The following is a 12,323-nucleotide window of genomic DNA, read 5'->3' as shown; positions in this document are numbered from 1 at the left end:
CCGGTGCGCCAAAGCGTTGACAAGCGCGTCAAGTCAACTCAGTAATATGGTATGAGAATATGACGGCCAGCGAGGCATCAGATGATGCCCTTGCGATCGGCGAGTTCATACCATTCGCGGACGCTCAACGATCCGCCGCTGAGGAGGAAACGATGTCGATGTCTTGTGAACGCAAATCCAGCAACCTGACTCGCCGCAACCTTCTCGCCGCGTCAGCGGCGATCGCCGGCGCCGGTGCGTTCGGTTTACCCGGCGCGGCTGCTCAATCGGCAGCCAAGATCGAATACGGCGAGCCCGGCGCCTTCTCGACGTTTAACCCGTGGGCCCAGGTCTTCACGCAATTCTCGACCTCGAACCAGATGTTCTCGCGCTTGGTCTACAAGGACGCCAAAGGGCAGCTCGTCGCGGATCTGGCGGAGTCCTGGGTCGTCGCGCCCGATAGCACCTCGATTACATTCAAGCTGCGCCCCAATATCGACTGGCACGACGGAAAGCCACTCGTCGCCCAGGATTTCGTCGACATGTTCGGCTACCTGTCGAACCCGGCACTCGCGGGCGATCAGGGGGTGCAGAAGGTCAAGGCGGTCTTTGCGCCGGTAAAGGCGATCAGCGCGCCGGACGCATCGTCGGTCGTAGTCTCCTTCTCCAACCCGGTACCCTATGGGCTGGACCTGCTGAACTACTTCTACGCGGTTCGTCTGGAAAATCCCGATGACACGACCTTCATGCGCTCGCTACCGATCGGCACCGGCCCATTCCGCATGACCGAGCATGTCGCGGGCCGCTACGCCACCTTCGTGGCAAATCCCAAGTATCACCTGCCGGGCACGCCCAAGGTCGGGACCTTCAGGTTCAACCTCTATGCGCAGGGGTCCAGCGTCCTCAACAACGTGATCTCCGGCCAGGTTCAGGGCGTCCTCAGCAGCAACGACGCCGACCTGGATTCGGTGAAGGCAGACAAGAACTTTCGGATCGATCAGGTTCCGAACAGCATCTGGTTGCTGATGGTCAACGTCTCCAAGCCGCCCTTCGACAAGCTCGCGGTGCGGCAGGCGCTGTCCTATTCGATGAACCGGCAGGCCTTCGCTGAAGCCGCGCATTTCGGATTCGAAAAGCCTGTTTCGAGCCCGTTCTACGATCCGGTTGCTACAGGCTATGTCGCTGACCTCGTCGATGCTCATCGCTTCGACCTCGCGAAGGCCAAGAAGCTTCTCGACGAAGCTGGCATCGCCAAGCTGACGATCACCTACCCCACCCCAGCGGCCAACCCCAACCTCGCGACCTACGCCGAAATCTGGCAGGCCGACCTGGCGAAGATCGGCGTGACGCTGCGGATCCAGAAAGTCGACGACGGGCGCTGGCGTGATCTTGGCGCCGGCAAGGACAAGAGCTGCGATGTCGTGCCTTGGGTGGTTGGCCGCTGCCTGATGGACAGCGCCATCTTTTTCGGCGCCAACAGCCTCTATCGCGGCGCCAATCAGCGCTTCGGCTACGTCAACCCGACCATCGAGACCCTGCTGAAGGAAGGCGCGGTCGAACTCGACCCGGCCAAGCGGAAGACGATCTACCAGGAGCTGAACCGCATCACGGTGGAGGATTGCGCCAACATCTCGATCATGACGTCGTCCCACAAATTCGTCTGGTCGCAGAAGGTCAGCGGGCCGACGACCGATCTCGTCGCCAACCTCGCCATGGGCAACGCAGCGCTCAAGGCATAACCGGCGCCGCCATGCTGAACTATTGCCTTTCGCGGCTGGCCCAGCTCGTGCTGATGCTGTTCCTGGCATCGCTGGTGATCTTCGCCGTCATCCAGAACGCCCCGGGAGACCCGGCGCTGATCCGGCTCGGCACCGAAGCCACGCCGGAGCAGGTCGAGTTGGAGCGCGTCCGGCTCGGCCTCGATCGAACCTTGCCCGAGCGCTATCTGATCTGGCTGGGCGATGCCGCCCGGCTGGATTTCGGCAAGTCGTTCTCGACGGGCCTGCCCGTTTCCGAGACGATCGCCGATGCCTTTGTCCAGACACTGAAATTGGCGAGCCTGGCGACCCTGATCGGGCTAGGCTTTGGCTTGGCGCTCGGCATAGCCGCAGCGCTCAATCGCGGCGGCTGGGTCGATCAAGCCATCGCGACAGTGACCGCACTCGCGTTCTCGCTCCCCAGCTTCGCACTCGGAACGCTGCTGATCATTGTGTTTGCAGTCACGCTCCGCTGGCTCCCTCCGTCCGGGCTCGGCAATGCCGACAACACGCCGCTCGAAACGCTGCGCTTTCTCGTCCTTCCGGCCACAACCCTGGCGACTCCGTTCGTCATTGTCCTGGCGCGCTATGTTCGCACCGCGCTGATCGAGGCGCTTCAACAGGACTATGTGACAACGGCGCGCGCGAAAGGGCTTTCACGCGCCAGGATCGTCCTGACTCATGCGCTGCGCAATGCACTGATCCCGACCGTCACGATCGCTGGCTTGCAGATCGGCCACCTACTGGCCGGTGCGACCGTCACCGAGACCGTGTTCTCCTATCCGGGGCTGGGCCGCCTGATCATCGAGGCCGTCACCAGCCTGGACTACCCGCTGGTGCAAGGAGCGCTGCTCTTCACGGCGACGGTCTTTCTGCTTTGCACCTTCCTGGTCGACATCACCTATGGCGCCATCGACCCCCGCATCCGTACGGCTGGAGGGCGCTGATGTCTGCTCAAGCTGCCCGCGATGAACTGCGCGCCGCTGCCATTACCGGTAAGTGCGGCACACGCCTCGACTGGCGCATCCTGGTGGGCGGGGCCGGCATCACCCTGATCGTCCTGCTGGCAGTCCTCGCGCCCCAGATCGCGCCTTACGATCCGAACGCGCAGCATCTCTCGGCGAGACTGCGGCCGCCGTCCTTGCAGTATCTGCTGGGGACCGATCATCTCGGCAGGGACATTCTGAGCCGCCTCGTTTACGGCCTGCGGCCTTCGCTCCTGTCGGGTCTTGCAGCCGTCACGCTGGCGGGAATCCTGGGCACCGCAGTGGGTGTGATCGCCGGCTATTGCCGCGGCGCCGTGGACGCGCTCGTCGGACGCATCCTGGACCTGCTCATCGCTTGGCCAGCAATCTTCATTGCTCTCGCTCTCGTCCTTCTCGTAGGGCCGGGTCCGACCGGGATCGTTATTGCCATCGCCCTGAGCGAGGTGCCGGTTTTTGCGCGGGTCGCCAGAGCGGTCACGCTGGCGAATACCGGGCTCCTTCATGTCGAAGCTGCTGTTTCGATCGGTGCATCGACGCCACGCATCATCATCCGGCACATCCTGCCGTTTGCGATCCTGCCGCTGATCGTCCAGTTCGCAATCGCCGCGCCTCAGGCGGTGATCGCCGAGGCTTCCCTCAGCTTCCTTGGGCTCGGCACGCAGCCGCCGGATCCGTCGCTCGGGGCAATGGTCAGCAATGCGCTGCTCTACCTTTCCCGCTCGGTGTATGGCGCCCTCTTCCCGATCGCGACGATCGCCATCCTGATCCTGTGCCTGACCCTGCTCGCCGATGGCTTGCAAGAAACACTCGATCCCAAGAGCCGCATGCGGCGCTCATGAATTCCTGTCCCAGAGAGGCCTTGCCGATGTCGAATTATCCGTTCCGCGACCTTGCTCAGGGCAAGGCCCCTTTGATCCCCGTCATCCATGTCGAGAACCCTGACCATGCCGAGCCGCTGCTCGAAGCATTGGTCGAAGCCGGAATCGGCCTGGTGGAGGTGACGCTACGCACACAGGCCGCGATTGAAGTTATCCGCCGCATGGCAAGGCTCGGTAGCCCCGCCATCATCGGTGCCGGTACGATCACCAAGCCAGAGCAATTCGCGGCGGCTGTCGACGCTGGCGCACGCTTCGGCGTCGGCCCGGCATTCAGCCCCGCGCTCTTCGAGGCGGCGCGCAAGACCGCCCTTCCCTTCATTCCGGGGATCGGCACGGCCAGCGAAGCGCTCTGGGTGCGCGAGGCCGGATTCTACGAGCTCAAGCTGTTTCCGGCTGAGTTCGTCGGCGGCATCGGCTGGCTGAAGCATATCGAGCCGATCTATCCGGATCTCGTCTTCTGTCCGACAGCAGGGATCAACGCCGACAACGCCCGCGATTTCTTGGCGTGCCAGAATGTGTTCGCCGTTGGAGGTGGCTTCCTGGCGCCTCGCGACAAGATCGAGGCAGCGGATTGGGACGAGATCCGAGCGCTGTCTCGAGCCTCACTCGCCGCAAACTGTCCGCAGAAGATGACGCAGGGCGAGAAAATGCGAGCGTAAGACTGGCCTCGATTGCCCGTTGTCACCTCGTTGGTCAGGGGCCAAAGCGCCGTCCGCCGGGCACGGCGGTGGCCCCGAAGCGGTCGCAGATCAGCAAAATCGCTGACCTACACGGCAAGGCGATCGCGGTCGTTCGCAATACGCAGGCGAATATCGACCTGGTGCATTCCGTCCTCGATCATTATGGGATCCCACGCGACAAAGTGCGCATTGTTCCTATGGAGTATCCCGACGTTCCGGCAGCTTTCCGTAGTCGTCTTATCGACGCGGCTCTGCTCGTGGGAGGGAAGGATCGCGCCAAATAACCGAGACGATCCGAGCCTCGGCCGGAGATGGGCCGGATGCTTCGAGTTTTCTCTCGATTGAATACGCTTCGGCGATCGCTCTCCGAATGCCGCAGATCGAGTCGATGGAAGTGACGAAGGGGGCGTTCAGCGGCGCACCTGTGCGGTCGCCCGATGAGATCACAACGGTTGGGTTCTTGGTGCGGCTGGTAGCGCGGAACGACCTCGACGACGACACCGTCGCAAAATTTACTCGACAGCTTTTGACTCGGCGGAGTGTGCTTTCCTCCCTCGTTCCTGACGTCGGCATGATTGAGATGCCTGATACGGATGCGCAGACGCCGGTCACGCTACATTCAGGCGTCCGGGCCCATCTAGACGGCACGGAACGCTCCTTCTTTGACCGCCATAGCGACGCCTTCTACATCGCAATGAGAGGGTTCAGTGCAGTGGGCTTGGTCGGAATGGCGGGCTTCACGCCAGTAGCCTCGCGGGCGCGCCAGAAACGGCATTAGGTAGCAAAGACCATCAGACCGGAGATGCCTTGGCGGCCTGGCCGGGACTTGCGGCTCTCAAATTGTCTCCGTATATCAAGCTGCGTAGCGCCCTATCCACCATGAGGCGCCGATTTGAACAGGATATGAGCATCGATGGATTTCAGCCCGACTGCATCGCCACTTCGCCATGCCACCGGGGAAATCCATATCCATGTCTGCCTCGATCACTCTCGCCAATCTTTCCTGGTCCACGCCTGACGGCTGTGCTCTCCTTTCAGATCTCGATCTGATCTGCGGCCCAGAACGGACGGGGTTCGTTGGTCGCAACGGCGTCGGAAAAACCACGCTCCTCAAGCTGATCTCCGGTGAGGTACGACCTCACTCCGGCTCGGTCATCGTCAACGGCACCCTGGGCAGCCTGCGACAGACCGTTCAGGCCGATCCGAACGAAACCATCGCTGACCTGTTCGGCATCACCGAAGCGCTCGTTCTTCTCCGCCGCGCTGATAGCGGTGAAGCCAGTGCGGATGAGCTTTCTTGGGCCGATTGGACCCTGCAAGCACGGCTTGCTTCCGCTCTCGGCCGTGTCGGACTGAATGTCGATCCGGAGACGCATCTGGCGAAGTTGTCGGGCGGAGAGAGCACGCGAGCTCGCCTCGCTGCGCTCCTCTTTGCAGAACCCGACTTCCTGCTCCTGGATGAACCGACGAACAACCTCGATCGGGATGGACGCAGGGCAGTGATCGACCTGCATGCCAACTGGCGAGGCGGGGCGATCATCGTCAGTCATGACCGGGAACTGCTTGAGATTATGGATGCCATCGTTGAGATGACGTCATTGGGAGCCACACGTTACGGCGGCAACTGGAGCCAGTACCGCGAACGCAAGGCCATCGAGCTTGCCGCAGCCCGGCGCGAACTGGTGGATGCCGAGAGGTATGTTGCCGAACTTGCTCGAAGGACCCAGGAAACTGCCGAAAAAAAGGCGCGCACGGACCGGGCGGGCAAAAGAAAGCGCGCAAAGGGCGACGCGCCACGCATCCTTATGGGCATGCGGAAGGATCGGAGCGAGGACACGAGCGGTGAGAACGCCCGTCTCGCCGAGCGCCGTCGGGCGCAGGCTCTCGCGGCTGCTGCCTCCGCCCGCGAACGCATCGAGGTCATTCAACCGCTCTCGATTGTTCTCCCGCCGACACGCCTCCCGCCCGACAAGACAATTCTGACGATCGAGGGCGCGAGCGCCGGCTACCGACTGGAGCGCCCGATCCTGAAGGATTTCTCCTTCACGCTCACCGGGCCAGAGCGTGTTGCCGTTGTCGGCCCGAACGGTTCCGGCAAGACGACGTTGCTGGCGGTCGTCACCGGACAGTTGCGGCCCTGGACCGGGACCGTGAGGCTCCTGACTGACTTTGCGATGTTCGATCAAGGAGTGAGCCTTCTGGACCCCGCAACGTCGATCCGCGACAACTTCCTGCGCATCAATCCGACGACGGACGAGAATGCCTGCCGAGCGGCTCTCGCCCGATTCATGTTCCGGGCCGATGCGGCGCTCCAGGTAGTCTCCGGTCTGAGCGGCGGGCAATTGCTCCGTGCCGGCCTGGCGTGCGCGCTGGGCGGGCCGGCACCCCCATCTCTCCTGATTCTCGACGAACCGACCAACCATCTGGACATTGACGCCATCGAAGCTGTCGAGGCCGGATTGCGAGGCTATGACGGCGCGTTGTTGATCGTCAGCCACGACGAAACATTCCTCAAAGCCATTGGGATCTCACGCTGGCTGAATCTAGCAGCCGCACAGACCTGATTGATGGCCTTTGCTACTCAATGTCGAGCATTTCCTGAGCGCAAACGATCTTTAGTCAGCGGGGCAGGTGCAGACATGCACCCTCAACCTCTCCATCGCGAGCGCGAAGACGGCATGCCCGATCTTTCGACCCTCACGGCGTTCTCGTTCACGGCGTCGCAGGGCATGATCTATCGGCGTGGACTCTGGCGTCATCCGATCATGGCGGTCGGCTCTGACGCCAGCTTTCTGGTTCAGTCCTGGCAGAACGGCGCGGCGGCCGACTGCGAGATCGTTGCGATCGAACCGACGACATTAGCCCTCGACAGCGCCCTCTGACGATGACGTCGACTTGGTTCCCCGCCATCAGAAGAGGTATTTCACGAGCGCAACGGTCGCCAGGATGACGACCGCAACGCCGATAAAGCCGACCAGCCCCATGCCCCAACCCATGCCACTCATCATGTCATGCATGTCAGCTTCTCCCTCATTCGACGCCAGAAGCGAGATGCGCTGAATCTGGTACTGCACTGACCTCCTCTGCCGTCGAAGCCGATGGCAGCCGCCAACCTTTGACCAACCCGTAGATCGCCGGGATCACCAGCAGCGTCAGCACGGTCGAGGAAACCATGCCGCCGATCATCGGCACGGCGATGCGCTGCATCACCTCCGAGCCGGTACCGGTGTTCCAGAGGATCGGCAGCAGGCCCGCCATGATCGCGACCACGGTCATGATCTTCGGTCGCACGCGTTCGACGGCACCGAGCATGATCGCCTCATGCAGGTCCGCGCGCGAGAACGCCCGGCCCTGTGCTTCACAGCGCGCACGCACCTCACTGAGGGCGTGATCGAGATAGATCAGCATGATCACGCCGGTCTCGGCGGCGACACCCGCAAGAGCGATGAAGCCGACGGCAACGGCGACCGACATGTTGAAGCCGAGCCACCAGAGCAGCCAGACACCGCCAACCAGCGCGAATGGCAGCGAGAGCATGACGATGAACGTCTCGGTCAGCCTGCGGAAATTCAAGTAGAGCAGCAGGAAGATGATCGCGAGCGTCACCGGCACGACCAGCTTGAGGCGTGCCTCGGCCCGTTCGAGATATTCGAACTGACCGCTCCAGGCGATGCGGTAGCCCGCGGGCAGCTTGATGCTCTGCGCGATCGCGTTCTGGGCGTCGCGGACGTAGCCACCGAGGTCTCGCCCGACCGTATCGACGAAGATGTAGACCGCGAGCTCGCCATTCTCGGTCCGGATCGAGGTGGCGCCACGCTTGCGCTCGACGCTTGCGACCTCGCCGAGCGGCACACTGGCGCCGGACGGCGTCGAGACCTGGACCTCGCGGGCGATCGCCTGTGGGTCCGAGCGCAGGTCACGGGGGTAGCGGATGCTCACGCCGTAGCGCTCGCGGCCCTCGACCGTCGTGGTCACGGTCTCGCCGCCCATTGCCATCACGACCGCATTCTGGACGTCGCCGACGGAGAGCCCGTAGCGGCCGAGTGCGATCCGGTCCGGCACGATGTCGAGGAAGTAGCCGCCGATGACGCGCTCGGCATAGGCACTGCTCGTGCCCGGGACGGCCTTCAGCACCGTCTCGATCTGGCGGGAGACTGCCTCCATCTGGGCGAGATCGGTGCCGAAGACCTTGACCCCGATCGGCGTGCGGATGCCGGTCGCCAGCATGTCGATACGAGCCCGGATGGGCTGCGTCCAGGCGTTGGAGACGCCGGGGAACTGGAGAGCCTTGTCCATCTCCGCCTTGAGGCTGTCGAGCGTGACGCCTTCGCGCCATTCCGTCTTGGGCTTCAGGTTGATGATGGTCTCGAACATCTCGGTCGGCGCCGGGTCGGTTGCCGTCTGGGCGCGCCCGGCCTTGCCGTAGACCAAGGCGACCTCCGGGAAGGAACGGATGATCCGGTTCTGGGTCTGGAGCAATTCGGCCGCCTTGGTGACCGAGATGCCCGGCAGGGTGGTCGGCATGTACATCAGCGTACCTTCGTCGAGGGATGGCATGAACTCCGAACCGAGCTGCCGTGCTGGCCAGAGGCTGAGCCCGAGAACGGCCACCGCAGCCAGAATCGTCAGGGTCTTGGCCCCGAGAACGCCGCGGATCATCGGACGGTAGAGCGCGATCAGGCCACGATTGATCGGGTTGCGGCTCTCCGGAATGATCCTGCCCTTGACGAAGACGACCATCAGCGCCGGGACGAGCGTCACCGACAGGAGCGCCGCGGCCGCCATGGCGAAGGTCTTGGTGAAGGCAAGCGGCCCGAACAGACGGCCCTCCTCCGCTTCCAGTGTGAAGATCGGCAGGAACGAGACCGTGATGACGAGCAGGCTGAAGAACAGCGCCGGGCCGACCTCGCTCGCCGCCTCGATCAGGATCTCGATGCGCGGCTTGTCCGGCGCGGCGCGTTCGAGGTGCTTGTGAGCGTTCTCGATCATGACGATGGCGGCGTCGATCATGGCTCCGACGGCGATGGCGATGCCGCCGAGGCTCATGATGTTGGAGCCGAGGCCGAGCACCTTCATCGCCGCGAAGGCCATCAGGATGCCGACGGGCAGCATGATGATCGCGACCAGGGCGCTGCGCAGATGCAGTAGGAAGACGATGCAGACCAGCGCGACGATGATGCTCTCTTCGATCAGCGTGCCCTTCAGCGTCTCGATCGCCCGCTCGATCAGCCCGGAGCGGTCGTAGACCGGCACGATCTCGGCACCGCCCGGCAGGCTCGCCGCGACCTCGGCAAGGCGCGCCTTGGCGTGTTCGATCACGGAGAGCGCGTTGGCACCGAAGCGTTGCAGGATGATGCCGCTCGCGACCTCCCCCTCCCCGTTGAGCTCGGTGATGCCGCGCCGCTCGTCGGGACCGAGTTCGACACGGGCGACGTCGGACACGCGCAGGGGCACACCCCGATCGCTCTTCAGGACGATGTTCTCGATATCGGCGATCGACTTCAGATAGCCACGGCCACGCACCATGAACTCGAACTCGCTGAGCTCGACCGTGCGTCCGCCGACGTCCATGTTGCTGCTGCGCACCGCATCCCGAAGCGTCGAAAGCGAGACGCCCTGGGCGCGCAGTCGCACGGGATCGACGACGATCGCGTATTGCTTGACGAAGCCGCCGACGCTGGCGACCTCGGCCACCCCCTCGGCACGAGAAGCGGCAAAGCGCACGACCCAGTCCTGTAGGGAGCGCAATTCCGCGAGGGTCATGTTCTTCGCGATGACCGCATACTGGTAGACCCACCCCGCCCCGGTCGCGTCCGGCCCGAGCGTCGGCGAGACACCCGTCGGCAAACGCCGCGCGGCGGCATTGAGATACTCGAGCACGCGCGAGCGCGCCCAATAGGGATCGGTGCCGTCCTCGAAGATGACGTAGACGAAGGAGACGCCGAAGAAGGAGAAGCCGCGCACGACGCGCGCCTTCGGCACGGTCAGCATCGAGGTGGTCAGCGGATAGGTGACCTGGTCCTCGATCACCTGAGGCGCTTGGCCGGGATATTCGGTGTAGACGATGACCTGGACGTCGGAGAGGTCCGGGATGGCGTCGAGCGGCAGGGTCTTCAGCGCATAGGCACCCGCCGCCACGGCGAAGGCAGCGGCCACGAAGACGAGGATCAGGTTGCGCGCCGACCAGGCGATGAGGCGGGCGATCATGGCTTGGCCTCCGGCTGCGCGAAGCCGCTCAGGGCGGCCTTGAGATTGCTCTCGGCGTCGATCAGGAAGTTGGCGGAGACGACGACGCGGTCGCCTTCGGAGACGCCTTCGGTAATCGCGACCATGCCGTCGCCGCGACGGCCGAGCTTGACCTCGCGCGGCTCGAACCGACCCTCGCCCAGATCAAGAATGACGACCCGGCGCGAGCCGCTGTCGATCACGGCGCTGTCGGGAACCGCGAGCTGCGGAGCGGCGTCAATGGAGCCGATATCGACGTCGGCATACATGTTCGGCAGCAGGATGCCGTCACGGTTGGCAAGCTCGATGCGGACCTTAGCGGTGCGCGTTGCCTCGGCAATCTCGGGGTAGATCACGCTGACGCGCCCCTCGTAGGAACTTCCCGGGCGACCGCGCAGCCGCACCGTGGCTGGTGCGCCGATGGCGACGGCAGCCAGTTGGCGTTCCGGAACATCGGCCAGAACCCAGATCGTCGAGATGTCGGCGAGCCGGAACAGACTGCCGCCGGCCGTCATCCTCATCCCATCGCTGACCGTGCGTTCGAGCACGATCCCGTCGCGGGGCGCCGACCAGTTGATCGTGAGCGGCACCTTCCGGCTGCGCTCGATCTCGGCGATGACCTCCGGCGGGACGCCGAGGTTCTCGAGACGCTGCCTTGCGCCGCCTTCGGGCACGCCGCGCGCGGCGGCATTGAGCTCGGTGATGAACTGCGCACCGGCCGTGCTGATCTCCGGCGAGTAAATCCGCGCCAGTCGCGTGCCTCTCGTGACCCGGTCGCCCGTCGTGACCGGCGCGACCTCCTGGACGAAGGCGTCCGCTCGGATCGTCACGACGGAAACCCGTCGCTCGTCGAGTTGCACCACGCCCGGAACACGGATGGTTTGGGCGATGCTAAGACGGCGGACGGGTTCGGAACGCACGCCGCTGCGCTGGATGCGCCCGGGCGAGAGTTTGATGACGCCGGCCTCGTTCCCCTCGCCCTGGTAGACCGGGAGGTAGTCCATCCCCATCGAGTCCTTTTTCGGCACCGGCGAGGTATCCGGGAGACCCATGGGGTTGCGGTAGTAGAGGACACGCTTCGCGTCGGCTTGCGCCGTCCGCTCCTCGCCCGAAGGCTTTTCCTCGAAGCTGATGTCCTCGCTGGCGCGGACGGCCGTGAATGGCCTGCCGTCCCCGGTCTGTCGCGGCCCTGCCGAATAGATCGGCTTCCGGTCCGGGTCCTGATAGTAGATCACCGGGCCGCTTCCGGCAGGCTCGTTCGCCGCGAGCGAACCGTCGATGCCGAGCCATCCGCGCCAACCAACAGCAAGGCCGCGTTGCCCGGCCCAATAGCCTGCACCTCCCGCCGCCAGAATGGCGGCGAGAGCGAGGCCCGTGAGGGCGAGGCGTTTCATGGCAGGGCCTTGAGGATCAGCTTGTTTTCGAGCGTGCCGGTTTCGCCCTGGACCTTGGCGCCGAGCGAGAGGCGCCAGCCACCAGCCATGACCAGGTTGGTCTTGAAGCGGTAGGTCCCGGGTTCGGTCGACGGCATCGCCTCGATCGGCGACGCCATCATCTCCATGCCGTCGGGCGCCATGTCGATGCGCTGCGCGAAGATCACGGCATCGGGGATGGGCTTGCCCGAGCGCTTGTCGATGAGCTGGACGGCGACGACGACGCCGTTGCCGTGCTTGAGTTCGCTCTGCACGAGCCGGAACTCATAGTCCTTGATGTCCGCGAGCGCCGGAAGGGAGACGGCCGCGAGCGGAAGCGCCGCGACGAGCGCCCGCAAAGTGTTGAAGGTCATGATCGTAGTCCTGAATGCATCAGGCTGCCGCA

At 64.0% G+C, this 12,323-nt stretch carries 11 protein-coding genes; 8 read left to right on the top strand and 3 right to left on the bottom strand.

The window, feature by feature from the left end; translation table 11 throughout:
* Positions 1-152 precede the first annotated feature (152 nt).
* From AC1RLU_RS16270 to AC1RLU_RS16235, 8 genes are all read left to right on the top strand, one after another.
* Positions 153-1,718: an ABC transporter substrate-binding protein gene (locus AC1RLU_RS16270; RefSeq protein ID WP_492796770.1), complete on the top strand. Its 1,566-nt coding sequence runs from the start codon at positions 153-155 to the stop codon at positions 1,716-1,718.
* 11 nt (positions 1,719-1,729) lie between these two features.
* Entirely contained in the window at positions 1,730-2,683 is a 954-nt protein-coding gene (locus AC1RLU_RS16265; protein WP_492796963.1) for an ABC transporter permease, read from the top strand.
* On the top strand, positions 2,683-3,561 hold the full coding sequence (locus AC1RLU_RS16260) for an ABC transporter permease (protein WP_492796768.1): 879 nt from the start codon (positions 2,683-2,685) through the stop codon (positions 3,559-3,561). Before AC1RLU_RS16265 ends, AC1RLU_RS16260 begins: the two co-directional genes overlap by 1 nt.
* Positions 3,492-4,259, top strand: coding sequence for a bifunctional 4-hydroxy-2-oxoglutarate aldolase/2-dehydro-3-deoxy-phosphogluconate aldolase (locus tag AC1RLU_RS16255; protein WP_492796767.1), 768 nt, complete (start codon positions 3,492-3,494; stop codon positions 4,257-4,259). The genes AC1RLU_RS16260 and AC1RLU_RS16255 overlap by 70 nt, the downstream gene beginning before the upstream one ends.
* A complete protein-coding gene (locus AC1RLU_RS16250) occupies positions 4,172-4,564 on the top strand; it encodes an ABC transporter substrate-binding protein (protein WP_492796765.1) in 393 nt (130 codons plus the stop codon). The genes AC1RLU_RS16255 and AC1RLU_RS16250 overlap by 88 nt, the downstream gene beginning before the upstream one ends.
* Before the next feature lie 86 nt (positions 4,565-4,650).
* Positions 4,651-5,058 carry a hypothetical protein gene (locus tag AC1RLU_RS16245; RefSeq protein ID WP_492796764.1) on the top strand — a complete coding sequence of 136 codons (408 nt, stop codon included), beginning with the start codon at positions 4,651-4,653 and terminating at the stop codon, positions 5,056-5,058.
* Positions 5,059-5,251: 193 nt separating this feature from the next.
* A complete protein-coding gene (locus AC1RLU_RS16240) occupies positions 5,252-6,844 on the top strand; it encodes an ABC-F family ATP-binding cassette domain-containing protein (protein WP_492796762.1) in 1,593 nt (530 codons plus the stop codon).
* A gap of 114 nt (positions 6,845-6,958) precedes the next feature.
* Positions 6,959-7,162, top strand: a complete 204-nt coding sequence (locus tag AC1RLU_RS16235; RefSeq protein ID WP_492796761.1) for an ureidoglycolate lyase — start codon at positions 6,959-6,961, stop codon at positions 7,160-7,162.
* Between the two features lie 148 nt (positions 7,163-7,310).
* Here AC1RLU_RS16235 and AC1RLU_RS16230 read toward each other — a convergent pair whose 3' ends face one another.
* The 3 genes from AC1RLU_RS16230 to AC1RLU_RS16220 are packed head-to-tail and all read right to left on the bottom strand — an operon-like array spanning position 7,311 to position 12,291.
* Positions 7,311-10,487: an efflux RND transporter permease subunit gene (locus AC1RLU_RS16230; protein ID WP_492796760.1), complete on the bottom strand. Its 3,177-nt coding sequence runs from the start codon at positions 10,485-10,487 to the stop codon at positions 7,311-7,313.
* Complete coding sequence (locus AC1RLU_RS16225; RefSeq protein WP_492796758.1) at positions 10,484-11,899, bottom strand: efflux RND transporter periplasmic adaptor subunit; 1,416 nt, start codon at positions 11,897-11,899, stop codon at positions 10,484-10,486. Before AC1RLU_RS16225 ends, AC1RLU_RS16230 begins: the two co-directional genes overlap by 4 nt.
* Positions 11,896-12,291 (bottom strand): FixH family protein, encoded by a 396-nt coding sequence (locus AC1RLU_RS16220; protein WP_492796757.1) that lies wholly within the window; start codon positions 12,289-12,291, stop codon positions 11,896-11,898. Before AC1RLU_RS16220 ends, AC1RLU_RS16225 begins: the two co-directional genes overlap by 4 nt.
* Between the last annotated feature and the right edge of the window lie 32 nt (positions 12,292-12,323).

This window comes from Allobosea sp. GW822-FHT05A11 (assembly GCF_058800455.1).
Note: the sequence above shows the minus strand (reverse complement) of the source record. Positions and strands in the feature narration are given on the sequence as shown.

Coding starts and splice junctions, on each gene's coding strand:
- AC1RLU_RS16260 (WP_492796768.1), top strand. CDS start 2,683: ATGTCTGCTCAAGCTGCCCGCGATGAACTGCGCGCCGCTGCCATTACC.
- AC1RLU_RS16245 (WP_492796764.1), top strand. CDS start 4,651: ATGCCGCAGATCGAGTCGATGGAAGTGACGAAGGGGGCGTTCAGCGGC.
- AC1RLU_RS16230 (WP_492796760.1), bottom strand. CDS start 10,487: ATGATCGCCCGCCTCATCGCCTGGTCGGCGCGCAACCTGATCCTCGTC.
- AC1RLU_RS16270 (WP_492796770.1), top strand. CDS start 153: ATGTCGATGTCTTGTGAACGCAAATCCAGCAACCTGACTCGCCGCAAC.
- AC1RLU_RS16225 (WP_492796758.1), bottom strand. CDS start 11,899: ATGAAACGCCTCGCCCTCACGGGCCTCGCTCTCGCCGCCATTCTGGCG.
- AC1RLU_RS16265 (WP_492796963.1), top strand. CDS start 1,730: ATGCTGAACTATTGCCTTTCGCGGCTGGCCCAGCTCGTGCTGATGCTG.
- AC1RLU_RS16220 (WP_492796757.1), bottom strand. CDS start 12,291: ATGACCTTCAACACTTTGCGGGCGCTCGTCGCGGCGCTTCCGCTCGCG.
- AC1RLU_RS16235 (WP_492796761.1), top strand. CDS start 6,959: ATGCCCGATCTTTCGACCCTCACGGCGTTCTCGTTCACGGCGTCGCAG.
- AC1RLU_RS16240 (WP_492796762.1), top strand. CDS start 5,252: ATGTCTGCCTCGATCACTCTCGCCAATCTTTCCTGGTCCACGCCTGAC.